The 19,141-nt window shown below is 36.8% G+C and carries 18 protein-coding genes and 2 pseudogenes; 15 read left to right on the plus strand and 5 right to left on the minus strand.

From position 1 onward, the window contains the following. Nucleotides 1-52: 52 nt before the first annotated feature. From B2C77_RS04600 to B2C77_RS04620, 5 genes are read left to right on the plus strand one after another with little or no spacing between them, the layout of a single operon-like run. On the plus strand, nt 53-445 hold the full coding sequence (locus B2C77_RS04600; RefSeq protein ID WP_077702582.1) for a conjugal transfer protein: 393 nt from the start codon (nt 53-55) through the stop codon (nt 443-445). After that, nucleotides 429-2,885 carry a conjugal transfer ATPase TcpF gene (gene tcpF, locus B2C77_RS04605; RefSeq protein ID WP_077702583.1) on the plus strand — a complete coding sequence of 819 codons (2,457 nt, stop codon included), beginning with the start codon at nt 429-431 and terminating at the stop codon, nt 2,883-2,885. The genes B2C77_RS04600 and tcpF overlap by 17 nt, the downstream gene beginning before the upstream one ends. Continuing rightward, nucleotides 2,836-5,061: a CD3337/EF1877 family mobilome membrane protein gene (locus B2C77_RS04610; protein ID WP_229720106.1), complete on the plus strand. Its 2,226-nt coding sequence runs from the start codon at nt 2,836-2,838 to the stop codon at nt 5,059-5,061. The genes tcpF and B2C77_RS04610 overlap by 50 nt, the downstream gene beginning before the upstream one ends. A gap of 8 nt (nt 5,062-5,069) precedes the next feature. Further along, nucleotides 5,070-6,080: a bifunctional lytic transglycosylase/C40 family peptidase gene (locus tag B2C77_RS04615; RefSeq protein ID WP_077706829.1), complete on the plus strand. Its 1,011-nt coding sequence runs from the start codon at nt 5,070-5,072 to the stop codon at nt 6,078-6,080. A gap of 15 nt (nt 6,081-6,095) precedes the next feature. Then, nucleotides 6,096-7,007, plus strand: coding sequence for a conjugal transfer protein (locus tag B2C77_RS04620; RefSeq protein ID WP_077702584.1), 912 nt, complete (start codon nt 6,096-6,098; stop codon nt 7,005-7,007). 54 nt (nt 7,008-7,061) lie between these two features. Here B2C77_RS04620 and B2C77_RS04625 read toward each other — a convergent pair whose 3' ends face one another. From B2C77_RS04625 to B2C77_RS21575, 5 genes are all read right to left on the minus strand, one after another. Then, complete coding sequence (locus B2C77_RS04625; protein ID WP_254843936.1) at nt 7,062-8,120, minus strand: ISL3 family transposase; 1,059 nt, start codon at nt 8,118-8,120, stop codon at nt 7,062-7,064. 97 nt (nt 8,121-8,217) lie between these two features. Further along, on the minus strand, nt 8,218-9,639 hold the full coding sequence (locus B2C77_RS04630) for an MDR family MFS transporter (RefSeq protein ID WP_077702585.1): 1,422 nt from the start codon (nt 9,637-9,639) through the stop codon (nt 8,218-8,220). A 36-nt stretch (nt 9,640-9,675) separates the two neighbouring features. Continuing rightward, the gene (locus B2C77_RS04635) at nt 9,676-10,227 is read right to left on the minus strand and encodes a GNAT family N-acetyltransferase (protein ID WP_077702586.1); all 552 of its coding nucleotides are present in this window, start codon (nt 10,225-10,227) and stop codon (nt 9,676-9,678) included. 12 nt (nt 10,228-10,239) lie between these two features. Further along, nucleotides 10,240-10,863, minus strand: coding sequence for a TetR/AcrR family transcriptional regulator (locus tag B2C77_RS04640; protein WP_077702587.1), 624 nt, complete (start codon nt 10,861-10,863; stop codon nt 10,240-10,242). A gap of 729 nt (nt 10,864-11,592) precedes the next feature. Further along, on the minus strand, nt 11,593-11,754 hold the full coding sequence (locus tag B2C77_RS21575; RefSeq protein WP_176087272.1) for a hypothetical protein: 162 nt from the start codon (nt 11,752-11,754) through the stop codon (nt 11,593-11,595). Nucleotides 11,755-12,083: 329 nt separating this feature from the next. Here B2C77_RS21575 and B2C77_RS04645 point away from each other — a divergent pair, with 329 nt between their 5' ends. From B2C77_RS04645 to B2C77_RS04680, 10 genes and pseudogenes are all read left to right on the plus strand, one after another. After that, nucleotides 12,084-12,833: an alpha/beta fold hydrolase gene (locus B2C77_RS04645; RefSeq protein ID WP_077702588.1), complete on the plus strand. Its 750-nt coding sequence runs from the start codon at nt 12,084-12,086 to the stop codon at nt 12,831-12,833. 7 nt (nt 12,834-12,840) lie between these two features. Further along, on the plus strand, nt 12,841-13,437 hold the full coding sequence (locus B2C77_RS04650; protein WP_077702589.1) for a TetR/AcrR family transcriptional regulator: 597 nt from the start codon (nt 12,841-12,843) through the stop codon (nt 13,435-13,437). A 190-nt stretch (nt 13,438-13,627) separates the two neighbouring features. Next, a complete protein-coding gene (locus B2C77_RS22315; protein WP_303046174.1) occupies nt 13,628-13,756 on the plus strand; it encodes a hypothetical protein in 129 nt (42 codons plus the stop codon). Further along, nucleotides 13,756-14,139 (plus strand): P-loop NTPase family protein, encoded by a 384-nt coding sequence (locus B2C77_RS21965; protein ID WP_229720104.1) that lies wholly within the window; start codon nt 13,756-13,758, stop codon nt 14,137-14,139. Before B2C77_RS22315 ends, B2C77_RS21965 begins: the two co-directional genes overlap by 1 nt. Beyond that, nucleotides 14,040-14,252, plus strand: a pseudogene (locus B2C77_RS04655) (VOC family protein); the annotation flags it as partial. The gene B2C77_RS21965 and the pseudogene B2C77_RS04655, both read left to right, overlap by 100 nt. A 79-nt stretch (nt 14,253-14,331) precedes the next feature. Then, nucleotides 14,332-15,216 (plus strand): ABC transporter ATP-binding protein, encoded by an 885-nt coding sequence (locus B2C77_RS04660; RefSeq protein WP_077702590.1) that lies wholly within the window; start codon nt 14,332-14,334, stop codon nt 15,214-15,216. A 1-nt stretch (nt 15,217) separates the two neighbouring features. Then, entirely contained in the window at nt 15,218-16,429 is a 1,212-nt protein-coding gene (locus B2C77_RS04665; protein ID WP_176087273.1) for an ABC transporter permease, read from the plus strand. Nucleotides 16,430-16,433: 4 nt separating this feature from the next. After that, a pseudogene (locus B2C77_RS04670) lies at nt 16,434-16,697 on the plus strand (transposase); the annotation flags it as partial. Between the two features lie 430 nt (nt 16,698-17,127). Continuing rightward, nucleotides 17,128-17,631, plus strand: coding sequence for a GNAT family N-acetyltransferase (locus B2C77_RS04675; protein WP_077702593.1), 504 nt, complete (start codon nt 17,128-17,130; stop codon nt 17,629-17,631). A gap of 171 nt (nt 17,632-17,802) precedes the next feature. Beyond that, complete coding sequence (locus B2C77_RS04680) at nt 17,803-18,984, plus strand: MFS transporter (protein ID WP_077706830.1); 1,182 nt, start codon at nt 17,803-17,805, stop codon at nt 18,982-18,984. Nucleotides 18,985-19,141: the final 157 nt, after the last annotated feature.

Raw genomic sequence — 19,141 nt, forward strand, 5'->3', positions numbered from 1 at the left:
CAGCTTGTTATCGCACAGGCTGCTTTTTCTATTGATGAAAGGATGATTTCATGTGAAAAAACTAAAAAGTTATACCCGTATTTGGTCAGTCGAAAAAGTGATTTATGCCATTAATGATTTTCGATTACCTTTCCCAGTGACCTTTAACCAAATGTCATGGTTTGTGCTTTCTCTTTTAGCTGTCATGCTACTTGGAAACCGCCCTCCCCTCTCCTTGATTGATGGGGCGTTATTAAAATATGTTGGAATTCCAGTTGGTTTGACTTGGTTTATGAGTCAAAAAACATTCGATGGTAAAAAACCGTATAGCTTTTTCAAGTCTGCATTGACATATTGGTTTCGACCTAAAGTTACGTATGCAGGAAAACCTATCAAACTACAACGTGTGAAAGTAAATGAAAATATCACCGCTGTTAGGAGTGAAGTCCATGCGTTATCCGATTAAATACCTTGAAAATAATCTTGTTTTCAATCATGACGGCGAATGTTTCGCGTATTATGAGCTGTTGCCATATAATTATTCCTTTTTATCGGAGGATGAGAAAATACAGGTGCATGACCATTTCCGTCAATTGATTGCCCAAAATCAAGACGGTAAAATTCATGCTTTGCAGATCAGTACCGCAAGCAGTATCCGCTCGGTACAGGAACAAAGCAAGGAGCTAGTGACAGGGCGATTACAAGAGGTTGCTTATGAACGTATTGACGACCAAACGGAAGCCCTTGTCTCCATGATTGGCGAACATCAAGTCGACTACCGCTTCTTTATTGGTTTTAAGCTGTTGTTGAATGAAGAAGAAGTCAGTATGAAATCAATGGGGAAAAACATCAAAAATTCACTTTCTTCATTTGTCCTTGATGTAAACCATCACCTGATGGGAGATTTTGTCTCGATGCCTCATGAAGAAATTAGACGTTTCTCTAAAATGGAATCTTTATTGCAAAACAAAATTTCGAGACGTTTTAAGGTACGCCCTCTAGATAAAAATGACTTTGGCTATCTGATTGAACATCTTCACGGCCAAACTGGAATAGCTTATGACGAGTACGATTATGCCCTACCTCTTAAGAAGTTAAAAAAGAAAACTTTAGTGAAGCGTTATGATCTGATTAAACCGACTCGTTGTTTAATTGAGGAAAATCAACGTTATTTAAAAATTGAACAGGAAGAACAAACCACGTATGTGGCCTACTTTACGATAAATTCCATTGTCGGTGACCTTGAATTTCCGTCAGATGAAATCTTTTATTATCAACAACAACAATTTGATTTTCCAATTGATACTTCCATGAACGTAGAAATTGTAACGAATAAAAAAGCATTATCTACCGTTCGGAACAAGAAAAAGGAACTTAAAGACTTGGATAATCATGCCTGGGAATCCGATAATGAAACTGGCAGCAATGTCATCGACGCGCTGGAACAGGTAAATGAATTAGAAGATGTGCTCGACCAAAGTAAAGAATCGATGTATAAGTTAAGCTACGTGATTCGCGTGTCTGCTCCTAACTTGGACGAACTTAAACAGCGTTGTAATGAGGTAAAAGATTTTTATGATGATTTGAATGTAAAACTTGTTCGTCCATTTGGAGATATAATCGGTTTACACAGTGAATTTATCCCTGCTAGTAAGCGGTATATGAATGATTATATCCAGTACGTGACCTCTGACTTTTTGGCAGGCCTTGGGTTTGGTGCAACACAAATGCTAGGAGAAACAGAAGGAATATATTTTGGCTACAACTTGGATACGGGAAGAAATGTCTATCTCAACCCTAGCCTTGCTAGTCAAGGCGTCAAAGGTTCGGTCACGAATGCCTTAGCTTCTGCTTTCTTAGGCTCACTTGGTGGAGGTAAATCTTTTTCCAATAATCTACTTGTCTATTATGCGGTTCTCTTTGGTGGTCAAGCCCTCATTGTTGATCCAAAGGCGGAACGAGGGAAATGGAAAGAAACGTTACCTGAAATTGCTCACGAAATAAATATTGTTAATTTAACAAGTGACGATACCAACAAAGGATTACTTGATCCTTTTGTCATTATGAAAAAGAAAAAGGACTCGGAAAGTCTTGCGATTGATATTCTTACTTTCCTCACAGGTATATCCAGTCGGGATGGAGATAAATTCCCTGTATTACGACGAGCGATTCGAGCTGTTGGTCAACAGGAAGAACGTGGTTTGCTTCTTGTGATTCATGAACTTAGAAGTGATCCTAATCCATTAGCTGATCCAATTGCTGACCATATCGAAAGTTTTACCGACTATGACTTTGCCCACCTTCTCTTTTCGGATGGTACTGTGGAAAATTCGATTAGTTTAGAAAAACAGTTGAATATCATTCAAGTGGCAGATTTAGTGTTACCAGACGCAGAAACAAGTTTTGAGGAATATACGACGATGGAATTATTAAGTGTCGCCATGCTGATTGTCATTTCTACTTTTGCGTTAGACTTTATACATTCCGATCGTAGCATTTTTAAAATTGTTGATTTGGACGAAGCTTGGAGCTTTCTACAAGTTGCACAAGGAAAAACACTTTCAAATAAATTAGTTCGTGCAGGGCGTGCAATGAATGCTGGTGTCTACTTTGTTACCCAGAATGCCGACGATTTAACCGATGAAAAATTAAAAAATAACATCGGCGTCAAGTTTGCTTTCCGTTCCAGGGATATGACAGAAATAAAGAAAACCCTTCAATTCTTTGGTGTGGATGCGGAAGATGAATCGAATCAAAGGCGATTACGGGAACTGGAAAACGGCCAATGTTTAATTCAAGACTTATATGGGCGTGTGGGAATTATTCAAGTCCATCCTGTCTTTGAAGAATTATTCCATGCTTTTGACACGCGTCCACCGACACAGGAGAAGAAAGGTGGCGATTAATTTGAATAAACAAAAACTGAAAAAGATTGTCTTGACGGTGGTACTTATTGGTACTGCCGTTTTTCTATGTCTTCTTTTACTTGGAACATTAGCTCAAGCAGCTGGCTTAGTTGATGATACGGTGTCAGAAGATAATCTGTATTCTAAATATCCGCTTGATCATTACCAACTCGATTTTTATGTAGACACAGGTTGGGATTGGCTGCCATGGAATTGGAATGATGGTATCGGAAAACAAGTGATGTATGGCCTATACACAATCACGAATTTTATCTGGATTATAAGCTTGTATCTATCTAATGCGACAGGCTATTTAATCCAACAGGCTTATTCACTCGATTTCATTTCACAAACGGCAGACGCTATCGGAAAAAACATGCAAACATTAGCCGGGATTACGGCAAGTGGTTTCAGCAGTTCGGGATTTTATGTGGGTTTCTTGCTTCTTTTCATTTTAGTGATTGGAATTTATGTGGCTTATACAGGATTAATAAAACGGGAAACGACGAAAGCGATTCGAGCGATCCTAAACTTTTTAGTCGTTTTTATTTTGTCGGCCTCCTTTATTGCCTATGCCCCAACGTATATCGCTAAAATTAATGACTTTTCAGCAGATATTAGTCAAGCAAGTTTAGATTTAGGTACTAAAATCCTGATGCCGAATTCGAGTAGCCAAGGAAAAGATAGTGTCGATATGATACGGAATAACCTCTTTTCTATTCAAGTGGAACAGCCTTGGATATTATTACAATTTGATGATTCGGATAAAGAAACGATTGGCGAAGAACGTGTTGAAAACTTAGTTTCTATCAATCCTGATACGAATAACGGGAAAGATCGTGAAGATGCTGTCAAAGCAGAAATTGAAGATCACGACAATAAAAACTTAACCATTACGAAGACCACCACACGTTTAGGAATGGTCTTCTTTTTATTTCTGTTTAATATCGGTATCTCTATTTTCGTGTTTCTACTATCGGGAATTATGATTTTCTCGCAAATTTTGTTTATTATCTATGCGATGTTTTTACCAATTAGTTTTCTACTTTCCATGATACCCACCTTTGAAAACATGGGAAAACAGGCGATTATGAAATTGTTTAATGTAATTATGCTTCGAGCTGGTATCACGCTCATTATTACAGTTGCTTTTAGTATTTCATCCATGCTTTACAGTTTAACAACAAGTTTTCCATTTTTCTTGATTGCCTTTTTGCAGATCGTGACGTTTGCAGGGATTTACATGAAACTCGGTGACATTATGAGCATGTTTAAACTGCAAAGTAATGATTCGCAACAAGTCGGACGTCAAGTCATGCGTCGTCCTTATCGAATGTTCAATCGAGGTAGTCGTCGATTACAGCGAACAATCGGACGCACCCTTGCAGGGGCAACTGCTGGAGCAACGGTCGGGGCAATGGTTGGAAAGTCAAAGCAAACAAAAGGTTCGTTCTCTCCCCTACGCCCATTACAACGGTTAACATCGACTACCAAAAATAACAAAGAACAGCCAACTGACCGTACGAAATCATCATCTTTAAGTCAGAAAGTAGGTCAAGTCACAGGAAAAGTGCTTGGTGCGAAAAGTCGATTCCGTGCAAATATAGATCATCGTAAAGAACAACTACATGATTTACCTACTACTGCTCAATATGCGGTGATGCAAGGAAAAGAACAGCTTACAAAACCAGCCCGTGATTTTAAAGAAGGCATGAAGCAAGCAAAGGAAAAGAGACAAAAAACACATGCAGACCGTCAAGCAAAACATCGTCAAACGATTGCAGATAGGCGACAAGCATTGGATAAAAAACGTACCCCTTTTCGAAAGACTGCTAGTTATGAACGACCAGTCACGCATGATATCAATGAATCTGCACATCAAAATAGATTAAAGAACCCAACTGTTCAACAAAAAGAAAAGACAAGACCTGTCGCAAAAAGCGAGCATATGAAGAAATTCAAATTACAACGACAGTTATCGAGTCCAGACAGAAAAGAGCATTTTACTGATAATCCCAAACAACCTGTTAAAAAAGAAAACCGATCTCCCAATGAAGAACTTTCCCGACCAAAAAATAGTCGGACAATCATCAAGCGTCCCTCTAAACCGTTGAAACGTACAAACCAGAAACAAATCACTAAGCGTCCAATCCATGCAACTAGGAGGAAACGCTGATGAAAGTCATGAAATTAAAGGTCATGTTAATTGCTGGGGGATTAGGTTTTCTTGCTTTTTTAGGGCTATTAGCATTTGTAGCTATTTTTATATCAAATGAAGAACATTCATCTGATAGCGGGGATTTCATCCATGATATAGATGATGTATCGGTCTCCAAAGATGTGTTAAAACATCAGCCAATGGTAGAAAAATATGCACAAGAATATGGAATTAGTGAGTATGTCTCTACCTTACTAGCCATTATCCAAGTAGAGAGTGGTGGAAAATTAAAAGATGTGATGCAGAGTAGTGAATCGTTGGGACTTCCACCCAATACTTTAGATACCGAAGCTTCAATTCAACAAGGAACTAAATACTTTTCAGATTTATTACATTCTGCAGAAAGAAGTGATGTTGATGGCAATACAGCTATTCAAGCCTACAACTATGGCGGTGCTTTTATTGATTATGTCGCGAAAAGAGGTTCCCAGTACAACTTTGAACTTGCAGAAAACTTTGCGAAGGAACGTTCAGGTGGCAGCAAAGTCACTTACTCGAATCCGATAGCTGTAAAGAAAAACGGTGGTTGGCGTTACCGTTATGGCAATATGTTTTATGTCGATTTAGTTAGTCAATATTTTATCTCACCGCAATTTGATGATGAATTAGTTCAGATCGTAATGAATGAAGCTTTAAAGTATGAAGGGTTCCCTTATGTCTTTGGTGGTGATAATCCAAAGACTTCATTCGATTGTAGTGGATTGACACAATGGAGTTATCAAAAAGCAGGGATTAACTTGCCTCGAACAGCACAGCAACAGTATGACGCAACCGAGTCGATACCTTTATCGGAAGCAAAGCCTGGGGATTTAGTGTTTTTTCATTCCACATATAATGCAGGAACCTATGTCACCCATGTAGGAATCTACCTTGGAAATAATCAGATGTATAATGCTGGAGATCCGATTGGTTATGCAGATTTAACTTCTTCTTACTGGCAAAAGCACCTGATTGGATCTGGACGTATTAAACAATAGAAAGGATGGGATAGCATGTACCTCCCTTTTAGTAAAAAAGAAAAACAGGAAAAGCCAAAGAAATCGAAAAAGGTAAAAGTGAAAACGGTTGGAAAGCGTAAAAAGTCCGATCTTTTTTTATGGATTCTATTAATCAGTAGTCTAGCGTTTGGAATCTATAAAAACTTTACCTCCATTGATCAACATACCATTCATGAAAGAGAAATTGTGCAGAACCATATGGTAGATACAACTGCGATTGAAAGCTTTACAAGAAACTTTGTGAAAGACTATTACACGTGGGAAAATGAAGCCGAATCATTGGAAGAACGAACAGAAAAACTTACTGATTATCTGACAGAAGAACTGCAAGCTTTAAATGTAGATACCGTAAGGAACGATATTCCTACCAGTTCTAGTGTAGGTAATATAAACATTTGGTCAGTATCGCAGGAAAACGAGGATACCTATGCTGTTGTTTATTCGGTAGAACAAAAAATTTCAGAGGATAAAAGTAGCCAATGGGTACGCTCTACCTATCGTATTCTACTTCATCAAGATAAGTTAGGAAACTTGGTAATTACTCAAAACCCTACCTTGTGGAGCTTACCGAAAAAATCTGATTATGAACCAAAACAGCCCGAAAGTAATGGGACAGTTAATTCCGATACTGTACATGAAGTAACAGAGTTTTTGGAAACATTCTTTACGTTTTATCCGACCGCCACTGATAAAGAACTTGCTTATTATGTGAAAGATAATGCCTTACCACCGATTAGGAAAAACTATATATTTTCAGAACTAATCAATCCAGTATTCCAAAAATCAGGACACCAGATACAAGTCTGGGTATCTGTGAAGTATCTGGATGAAACGACGAAGGGAGAGCAAATTTCACAATATGTACTCACTTTAGAGAAAGATATGAACTGGATGATCGTTCAATAAATCAAAAGAAATAAGAAAATATGATATTTATGACTTGAGAAATCATTATAAAATTTATAGTATATAACTCAAGTTTCGGAGTAAAGAAACACGCATAACTCCTTTCCGCACTTGGCTTTGGGTTGAAAAAGTTATCAAGAAAAAATCCCGTTCAAAATCTGATGCAGCAAATTTTTGGTACAGTTTATAGGCTTCATCAATTGATTCAGCTTCATAGATGTCAAAGAAATGCTCTTTAAGTTCGTATGCTTGACCAAGTAATGGGAACTTATCAGTCCATACTTGCAACTTTATTTGATCATCGAAGTCGTTATGGTCTTTTCGTCTTGTAGGAAGCACATAACGATCTCTCATAAGTTGTCTGCGTTCTTTGGCTGAGACATTTTGACGGTTAGCTTTTCGGATTTTCTCTAAGGCTTCATTAGCTAATTTTACAACATGAAACTTGTTAATTACGATTTTGGCATGTGGTATCACTGTATAAACAGCACTTTTATAAGGGTTCCACATATCCATTGCAACAAGTTCGATTTTATCAATGTTTTGAAGTTTTAACAGGTAACTGATAACGATATCTTTATTACGTTTTCGTAAAATGCCAATTACCGACTTGTTTTCTACATCTGTGATGACACAACGATAGTTCTTTAGCAGATGGACTTCATCAATACCAAGCCAGTTAGGAGTTCTGAAATCTGTTTGTGCTTCAAGTTCTGCAACGTAGTCATTAAAGATGTTTCGTACAGTCTTTTCATCAATGCCTATATCGTCTGCAATACTGGTGAATTTCTTTTCAAGACTGGCTTCTTGAATCCAATCTATAAGTCTATTAGTAACAGAACGATTGACATCCATATCAGACAAAGTTTCAAAAAACGTTTCATTGCACTCTCGACATTTATAACGCTGTCGTTTTATATAAATTCCAACACGTTTAGCGTGCATTGGTAGGTCGAAAAATAACTGCTTCTTTTTACCGTGCTTATATAAGTTTGCAACAGTACCACATTTTGGGCAGTAGGAGGGAGGCGGTAAAATGGTCTCAACTAAGAATCTATAATCAAATTCACTCTCATCCATATCAATAATTTTAAAATTTGGTAGGTTAAGCATATTAGATGTCATTATTTCATTTTCCTTTTGCAACATATTTTAAGACAATAAACAAAAACAGCATTACTTCTTGATTAGAGTAATGCTGTTTTTGTGTTCAGTCCTCAACTTTTACACGTTTGATAAAGAATGCTAAAACTAATCCAATAATCGACACCACCATTGCAAAAATAAAAGCATTTTGTACTCCTGATGTGAGAGAAACCACTATATTTTCAGGTGTTGTCGGGTCGGTGATGCCAGATAAATAATTTTGTTGTCCCATTGTCATCATTGTTGCAGCTGTAGCCGTTCCAATGGCACCTGCCACTTGCTGCATTGTATTTATTATTGCAGAACCATGTGGATATAGCTCTGTATCCAATTGATTTAATCCATTAGTTTGCACTGGCATCATAACCATTGAGGTTCCAAGCATCAAACACATATACTGTGTGATTATTACTTCAACAGATGTGCTCGATTCAACATTGGAGAAAATCCAAAGTACAACAAAGGCTATGAAAAAACCAGAAATCACTAACCATCTTGGACCAAATCGATCAAATAATCGACCAGTGATAGGTGACATAATCCCATTCAAGATTCCACCAGGAAGTAAAATTAGCCCTGCCACCAAAGCGGTGTAGCCCATACCGTCTTGAAGATAAATAGGTAGAAGAAGATTAGCTGTTAAAATAATAATCATATTAATTACCACAGTCAGAGTACCTAATGCAAACATCGGCTGTTTGAAAGCCTTCAAATTGACAATAGGGGATTTAATAGAGAACTGTCTAATAGAGAATAGTAATAATGATAAAATACCAATGATTATAGTCACTATGGCAATTGATGTACCTTCTGTTTGCCCTACACCACTAAAACCATATACTATTCCCCCAAACCCAACTGTAGATAGAAGAATAGACAATAAATCGATTTTTGGCTTGGTTATTGTAGAAACATTTTGCATATAGAACACACTACACAACAGGGCAATTACATAGAAGGGAATTGCTAACCAAAATAACCAATGATAACTTAGGGTTTCAACCACCAGCCCAGAAATTGCAGGACCAAGTGCAAGGGATGTCATCATTACTAATCCTATTAACCCCATAGCCGTCCCCCTCTTTTTGGGAGGAATAATTACTAAAACAACATTATACATTAATGGAAGGAGTATTCCTGTACCAATAGCTTGAAGCATTCTCCCTATTAATAACAAACTAAAATTTGGAGCAATTGCAGCACTTATTGAACCTAAAATAGAAAATACTACTGAAGTTATAAATAGCTTTCTTGTTGAAAACCATTGGATTAGAAGTGCCGAAATAGGTACTAAAACGCCAATGGTTAAAAGGTAGCCCGTTGTTAACCACTGAACGGTAGATGCATTTATTTGAAACACCTGCATTAAATCACTAAAAGCCATATTTAAGGCTGTTTCGAAAAATAAACCTATAAATCCCGCCAGCAACAAAGATATCATAATAGGAATCACACTAAATTGCTTTTCATTTCTTTGTACTTCCATATAACCCCACCTTACAAAGGATAAAAATAATCATATTTATATATTTCTTACTTGCTTTTCAAGGTATTCATTTTGCAAAAGCCCCATATGAATGATGTCATGCCATTCACCATTTCTAAATAGACTTTGTCTACTATTTCCTTCCTCCTGAAAACCGATTTTAGTGTACAAACGAATAGCTCTATCATTAAATGAAAATACTTTAAGGGAAACTCGATGGAGGTTCATTTCGTAAAAAACATAATCCAACAGTAATTTCAAACCCTCTGAACCATAGCCTTTTCCCCAATATTCCTTTTCCCCGATATCAATAATACATTCAGCATTTCTATTTTTATAATCAATGTTGATTAATGATACAATGCCAATTGGTATTTCATCTCCTTTTTCAACCATAATATAGCATTTGGCTGAATGAGATTCCAAAATAACATGATCTACAAATTCTTTAGTTGCTTCCATTGGATAAACATCTAAAGATGAGTTGGTGGAATGCATAACTTCCATATCGTTTCTCCACTTGTGATAAAGTTCTGTATCTTCCTTTGTCATCTTTCTTAATCTCACTCTTGATGATTCAAACAACATAGTGATCACTCCTTATAGTGCAGATTTTGGATTAATTAATTTTTCTAAAGAAAAAAGTAAGACGGATAATTGATTCTTTACTTTTGTTTGTTCATGTCCCAATTGAAATGTGTCCAACATTAAACCGTTTATAAATGATAGGAGATACCGTGCTATAGAACGAGTAGATTGTTGAGGTCTAAATTCTCCTTTAAGCATACCTTCATTCAATACTTCTTCTATAGCTTCAGTAGTTCGCTTATAGCGTTCAGAAATGTAAGGGAAATTATCTTTATTATTTGCGTAATTAGATGATAAAAAGAATTCTGCCTTTGCATAGAGCAGTGTTTGCTCAATTGCCTCAATATAAAATTGCTGTTCTTCAACCCATTTTTTTAATTGTGGCCATATTGGACCTTCATCAGATGACACAAAATATTGAATGTCTTTTTGGTCATCATATTTTAAGACTTCGATAAAAACGTGATCAATATTATCGAAATAACTATAGAATGCACCTCTGGATATTCCAGCCTTGTCCATAATATCTTGCATAGATGTGTGAACAAATCCTTTCTCGATAAACACCTTCTTGGCTACTTCTATCAATTCTCTTTTTCTTTCTTTTTTATATTCTTCGCTAACTTTTGGTGCCATAAAGCCACCTCCATAATGATTGACAAAGGGTATACAATAAACTATACACTTATGTCGTTTTATATGATAGATTATACCGACACCAGTGTATAGTTTCAACCCTTTATATTAATATTTTTGTTTTTTAGTTATGTAAATTATCTTGTAAATATAGGACGACCAGTCATAAAAAATCTACATTCTAATGAGAAAGAATGTGGTTAAGTTAGCAATTCATTAGGGTTAATGTAATAATTTCACCAGAAAACCCCGCAAATAATTTCTACTCCCAAAATTATTATGTTTCAGTAAATATATTTTTCTACATGATAATCCGAATTAGTGCTTTATGATCATTAATTAAATAAAAATGAGTTTCCACACTAAAATCCGATTACCCGAATAATTTACACACTTTAGTTGGTAAGCCCAAAAAATATACTTTACAGGTTTTCTATCTCCATATTTTATGGTCAACCATTTATGGTCGGTCATACCAACTATTTTTGGATTCATGTGATTAAACACTACTAGTTCCTTTTATCAATCTTTTCATCCAAAAAAAAGACCACGATTTCCGTCTGTTCCCTGGAAGAAAAACCCCCGGAATAATGGCACACGTGGTAAATCCGATTGTTCACCAGAAAGTATAATTGAACACATTGACCCATGATGCGACATCGAGCATCGGTCCATGAATTAATTGACTCTGTAAGTTGGCGGCACGCACTGCAGTTCCAAATGCTCCACCTACTTGTTGAGCAATCGCGTGATACTGATGCCATGAGAAACCTGTTTTTCCGGCATATCTTTATAAGTGGCATCTACAACAGGGATAAGCACTGCTCCAAATTCTACTCCTAACCTATGGCTCGCATGAGAAAATAGACGTTTAAATCTGTTTCTTTCCATAAGGTGGATTCGGGACACCAGTACCTGATTTTTTCAATTGAAGTTGATGATCTTGAAAACGCACTAGCTCGCATAAAAGAAACAGGATTTCCAATTGATTATGGATCAGCTCAGGAACCATAGGGTGTTCGGCGATTATGTAAGGGATTCAATCTGAAAGCTCGTCAATATTCTTATCCATTTGTAAATTAATGAAGGGTAATTTGAAATCTTCTAATTCCTAAGTATAGATAGCCAATTATCTTGAAAGTAAATGGTTATTTTTTATTGACTAAGTGTTCATTCAAAGATAAAATGTTGATAAACTTGAATTTTATGGGGGGATTTTAATGGATTTGTACTATGAGATTAATGGTACTGGACATCCAGTTGTTATGATCCATGGCGGAGGTACTGATTTGCGGGAATGGAATTACTTGGCACCTCTACTGGCTAAGTATTATCAAGTAATTTCTGTTGATGGTCGAGGTGTTGGTCAATCACCAACTCCGAAAGACCAAGTTAACTATGTGGAAGATATGCGGTTTTTTATAGATGAGCTTGAGCTTGATAAGCCAACCATCATCGGTCATTCCATTGGTGGGCAAATTGCAACTGAATTCGCTTTAACTTATCCGGAAAAAGTCACAAACCTTGTTTTAATTGCTCCTGCTTTATCAGGATTTCAAGGTTACACAGAATATGAGCAAATAATGCAAAAGGTGATGGGGGCTGCCCCGGATGTGGAGAAGATGGTAGATTTGATGCTACATTCTCCAATGTATCAAGTCGTTATCCATAGTCCGCAAAGAAATCTTGCCACGCAAATGCTTCAAGATCAGTTTCAACGAGTGTTGGGTGGACCTGCTTTTGAAATGATATGGCCCAATCCTCCTGCCATCGACCGATTAGAAGAGTTAACAGCCAAAACATTATTTATTATTGGCGAAAAGGATTTACCTGAAAATTTTCTTGCTCTTGAACACTTTAGAAAAATTCCAAATATCAATTTTATTGAAATACCAAATGCTGATCATATCTTGACCCTGACACATTCTGAAGCGTTAAATCAGGCAATCACTGCTTTTATGGAGGAATGAAGTTAAAATGCCACGTACACCAGAAGAGAATAATCGTATTCGCCAAGCATCCAAAGAAAAAATTAGAGCTGCGGCTATGGAGTTATTTATGAAGCAGGGATATTACGCTACTTCTATAAGCGATATAGCTAAACAAGGGGGGATTTCGAAAGGTTTGCTCTATAACTATTACAAAGGAAAAGAAGAGCTGCTTGCTGAAATGGTAGAGACAAGAATCAGAGAAGTGGTTGAAGTCATGGAAGAAGCAACCACTTTAGAGACTGCTAGTGAACAGCTTGAATATATAGTCAATGGCGCCATTGATAACATTTATCAAAATCCGGAAGTTCATCGGTTCTATCTTCATTTGCAAACTCAGCCAGAAGCTGATGAAGAGTTGATAAAATACAGTTATCTCATTATTGAAGAAAATGCAAGGCAATTTGAGTTTCAATGTGAAATATTTGAAAGAATGGGAATAAATGAGCCGAGGAAACGGTCGCTATATTTTTCGTCCGTGCTTCAAGGCAGCATGCTGATGATATCTACCTATCCGCATAAGTTTCCCATTGAAGAGATAAAAGCACAAATTATTCATGAATTTTGCAGATCATCTAATGTATAAAATAGATAAGGAACCTTAACAGTTCGATTAATGGTCCAATTGATGTTCCTGAGTCAAATGAAATGTGTACACACCATTTCGGTGAATATCAGTCTGTTTCAATGTGAAAACTGTGGAGGAGAAATGAATCCAACGTACTATAAAGGAATTCATCGGCAGGAAACTTTCAGATGTAAATGGAGGAACAATCATGATAAAAGTCAATAAGGTTCATTACAGTTATGATTCAACCAAAATATTAAATGGCTTGAATTTGTTGGAGAGTGATCCAATCATCCTTGGACTTTGGGGCGAAAGGGCACGGGGAAAACAACCTTAATGAAGCTGTTAGCTGGCCATTTAAACCCTGATCAAGATGAAATAACTCTATTTGGATTTAATCCATATAATCGTAATCAAACATCTGGTCATTTATGTTATATGCAAGAGGAACATCCATTCAGTGTGATTTGGAAGGTAAAAGATGTGTTGCGCTTTGGTGATTATTACAATCTAAATTTCGATATGAATTTTGCAAAAGAACTGTTAACTGATTTTAATTTACATGAAAACAAACATGTAACCAAACTCTCCAAAGGTATGAAATCCGCATTGCAATTTATTATTCAGCTGCGAAAGAGTATCAAAAGAAGATATATGCCGAAGGCATTCCAGCAACGATGTTTGGGGTTAAAGATGTTCAAAAAGAGCACGAACGATTAGTGAAACTTGGAGTGAAGTTTACCATGGAACCGACAAAAATGGGGGAAGTCACAATAGCTGTCTTCGACGATACATGCGGCAATCTTATTCAGATCGCTCAGCAGAACTCATGACGAAAATGTGATGCATGAGAAGTTGTGAAAGCAACTTTTTATTATCAGAAAAAATATTAATAGAATAGAGGTGCAATGTATGGGGTTAGAAATTTATCAATTAAGTAAGTCATTTGGGGAAACGAAAGCTGTTAAAAATCTTAGCTTCTCTTTGAAAAAGGGGGAGGTACTCGGACTTCTTGGAAGAAACGGAGCGGGCAAGACAACTGCAATTAAAATGTTGCTATGCTTATTATCACCGGATCGAGGGGAAATGACGTGGGAAGGAAAAAGGCTTGATCAGGCAAATGTCTCAATCGGCTATCTTCCTGAAGAAAGGGGACTTTATCCGAAAACGAAGATTGTCACACAACTTCGTTATTTTGGTGAGCTTGAAGGTATGAGCCGCAAACAAGTTGATGAGGCAATTGATCATTGGCTTGAAAAACTTGAAATAACCGAATATAAAACAAAAAAAGCAAATGAATTATCAAAAGGAAACCAGCAAAAAATTCAATTAATCGCAACATTGTTACACGATCCGGAATTGATTATTTTAGACGAACCATTCAGTGGCTTAGACCCAGTAAATGCCAATCTGTTATCCTTGATCATTGAAGAGCAGATAAAATCAGGAAAAACCGTCATTCTGTCGAGTCATCGAATGGAGCAAATTGAAAGCTTTTGCGAGCATATTTGTTTAATGAAAAAAGGAGAAGCGATCGCTAAAGGGAGATTGGATCAAATTAAACAAGATTACGGCTTCCGTAATTTAACGATTTCGAACAGTGAAGCTGTTGAAGCTGCACTTCATGATTGGAAAATACCTTTTGAAAAAGGACAAACGGACATCGTCGTGAAAGTGACGGATGATAAAGAAGCGATTCAACTTCTCAACCGATTCGAGGAATGCTCGATCCCCATTCGCAATTTCAGGATGTTAGAGCCGACATTAAATGAAATCTTTATTGAAAAGGTGGGATAATATGGGGAAATTTATGACCGTTTTTAAGTTTCATTTGAAAGACGGATTGACTTCGAAGTCATTCATCTTCGGTAATCTAATTACAATTGTAATTGTACGTGGGATTTTCGGCTTTAGTCATTTTTCGTCGAACGGGTCAAAGGATGAAGTCGCATTCATTAATCCAACGCCCTACAAAACAAATATCGATCAGCTAAATAAAGGCCTGAATTCGGTAAAACTGTTTTTACAAGAAGAAGGCGATCTGGCGCAATTAAAGAAACAAGTTAGAGACGGGGAGCTCGATGGCATTATCGAAATGAAAGAAAAGAACGGTTTACCCGCATTGACGTACACGTATAAATCTTTTGCTGATCAAGAGCTAGTGGCCATCCTAACACAAAAAATCCAACAAGTAGGGATCCATAAAACAATTGCGGATTCGAACGTTAACCGGGAGGTTGCGGCTAAACTGGTAACACCCGTTCCCGTAGAAAACAAAGCATTAAAAGATACGACTGGAACAGTGGGGATCGTTTATATTTTCGTTATCCTAATGTATTTGTTAATCCTCGGTCAAGGTCAAATGATTGCAAATACCATTACTGCCGAAAAGGCATCGCGTGTTATGGAAATCATGATACCGAAAGTAAAGCCGATCTATATGATGTATGGAAAAATCCTTGTACAGTTAGTCACGGGACTAGTGCAAATTGTTATCATGCTTCTAGGCTTTCTTGCAAGTTACTCCTTAGGTTGGATTGATGGGAAACAATTTTCATTTTTCGGCTTTGATATTGATCTAAGCAATTTAACCGGAATCGTGGTTGCTTCCTTTATCATTTATTTTATTCTCGGCTATCTATTATATGCGATTGGATATGCAGCAGTCGGTGCTGTCGTAAGCCGAACGGAAGACTTAGGTTCAGTTTCTTTCCCGATTATTATGTGCATCATGGTGGCTTTTTTTATCGGAATAAGCTCCATCTTTAACCCTGCATCAACACTTGTTGTTGTTAGCTCCTATATCCCAATTACATCACCGATTGTGACATTTTCAAGAATCGTATCCGGCGAAGCGGGCTATGCGGAGATGGGCATTACCATCGTCATTCTTCTAGCTAGCATTGCAATCATTAATCACTTGGCAAGTAGAATTTACGTGAACGGCGTCATGAATTACAGCGGAAAAGTGAAATTTAAAGATGTTATTCAAATGGCACAAAAACGTTAAAATAAGCCATTTTACTAGTCTAAAATATATTAATCTGTTAAATGAAAAGAATATTCAAATCAGCATGGATGGAAAGGGTCGTGCACTGGATAATATCATTATCGAACGTTTTTGGCGAAACATAAAGTACGAGGAGGTGTACTTAAAAGAATACGAGACTCCAAGGGAAACAAGGAAAAATATAAGGGACTATATAGATTTTTACAATCACGAACGTCCCCATCAGTCATTAAACTATAAAACACCAGCATCTATTTATTTCGGGTAGGTGGATCGCCGGTTGTCCACCACCATTGACCTTGCTTTTGTCCGTGTTCATTGAGCTCACGCAGGATACCCAAAAAATAGCCTGAAGGGGCTGATCCTGCTTTAAATTGTAACACGAACAAATCGATTCTAAGCATTCGCTGGCTGGGCCCCGCCCCCTTACATCGCCTGCTAAGAATCGGGCGCGGTGGTTAATGGCAAGCAGCTGTCGCTGTGGCTGGCTCTAACATCGAAAAAGTGGTTCCCATTTTCAGTGAGGCAAGTACTCGCTTTAACCGTGAAAGGGCAAAGACACAATCTATTAACCTACCTTATTTTTAAAAAAGGTATTGTCTTGACATTGGGGTCCACTTTAGTATTTGAAATACATCTATGCCAGTTTAAGAAGTAATATGATTATTAAGTGGAGAAAAAGAAATGAGGAGAAGCTAATGACTATTCGAATTTTAAATGAGTCTGATGCTCAGTTATATCAAGAATTACGTTTAAGTGCATTTAAAATCAACCCTGAAGCATTTGGCTCAACTTATGAGAGAGAGGCTAAATTCACTCTTGAAACTGTAGCAGAACGATTAAAACCAAACGATAATAAATTTGTCTTGGGTGCTTTTGAGGATAGAAACTTATTAGTGGGAAATGTGACTTTTATGCGTGAAAGTAGTCTTAAAATTGCTCACAAAGGGAATGTTTTCGGAATGTTTGTGAAGCCAGAAATGCGAGGACAAGGGTTAGGGAAATTGCTCCTGCTTGAACTGATAAAAAAGGCAAAAGATTGCATCGGTTTGGAACAAATTAATTTAACAGTGATATCCAATAATGAGCCTGCAAAGAATCTATATAGATCCTTTGGATTCCAAATTTACGGGGTAGAAAAGAATGCTTTAAAAGATAACGGGAAGTATTTTGACGAAGATTTAATGGTTTTAAAAATCTAATTTTAATCTAACGTAGGGTGTTATTTTACAAGAATAATGGGAGGCCATATAATGAAGGTTTTCTTTGAATTTTACGCTTTATTAACATTAAAGTTTAATAAAATCTAAAAAAAAGAGGTGAATGATGATTTGATATCTAAACCGAGGAAAATAAAAACTCTTTTTCTTTTAATGGTTTGTGTATTTATCGCAACGGTTGCATTTGGGTTAATTATCCCGATATTGCCCGACTTTATGGATAAATTTAATACAAACGGACAAATGATGGGATTACTAGTAGCCGCATACGGTATTATTCAGCTTTTTTTATCTCCAATTGCTGGACGTTTTGCTGATCGCTATGGTCGAAAAAGAATTATAGAGATTGGTTTAATTTGTCTCACTTTATCTCAATTAGTCTTTGCTTTTTCAGTTCATTTTTGGTTGCTATTTTTAGGGAGGTTTTTAACAGGTATCGCAGTATCACTTTTAATTCCCAGTGCTATGGCATGTATTATTGATATAACGACAGAAGAAGAACGTGCTAAGGGGTTAAGTTTCCTTAATGCCTCTATATCATTTGGTTTTGTCATAGGACCTGGAATTGGAGGTTTTCTAACAACGTATGGTTTATATGTACCTTTTTATTTTGCGTCTGCTATATCCTTTGTTTCCTTTTTACTGTCATTTTTTTTACTACCTGAAACCTTAGGGAAAAAGACACAGTTGACGGCAGAAGACAGCGTTTCCCCCCAACCAATGGTACAGCAATTATTACGTTCCATTCGAGCACCTTATGTTGTTCCATTGCTTTTGGTATTTCTCTATAGTGTAGCCTTATATATTTTTGAAGCCATTTTTGGGCTGTTTGTTGACAAACAATTTGGCTATACGGCAAAGGATATTGCGCTGGTAATCACAATTTCTGCATTTGTAAGTGTTATAATTCAACTGTCATTAACGAATAAATTTGTTTCCCTTTTTGGTGAATCGAGGGTTATGAATGGAACAATGATAGCGGGTGGCATTAGTTTTTTATTTCTCTTGTTCATCACACGCTTTTGGAGTATCTTATTGCTGACTTGTTTCCTTTATACCGCTACTTCCATCCTGCGTCCAGTTATCAATACAGTGTTATCCAAATTGGCAGTAAATGAGCAAGGATTTATTGCGGGTATGAATAATGCATATGTAAGCCTAGGGAGTGTGGTTGGTCCTATATTAGGGGGGATTTTATTTGATATTAACACTTATTTCCCTTATATAGTAGGAGTATTAGCCTTTTTGTCTGGTACAGTGCTTTTAACATGGAAGCATAATCCCTTATATCAACATGATCTAAAGCGTGAGAACAAACTATTTAATAATAACTAATGGGAGGATTTCAGTAATGTTCATGATAAAGAAGATAAAAAAGAAACAACCTTTTATAGATTAAAAGATGACGGACTTGTGAAAGCATATAGTCATCCGAATATTGATTTTGATCCTTTAGAGGAACAAGAACCTGATTATATAGAAGAAAAGGTGA

This window comes from Virgibacillus dokdonensis, from assembly GCF_900166595.1.
GTDB lineage: Bacteria > Bacillota > Bacilli > Bacillales > Amphibacillaceae > Virgibacillus > Virgibacillus dokdonensis.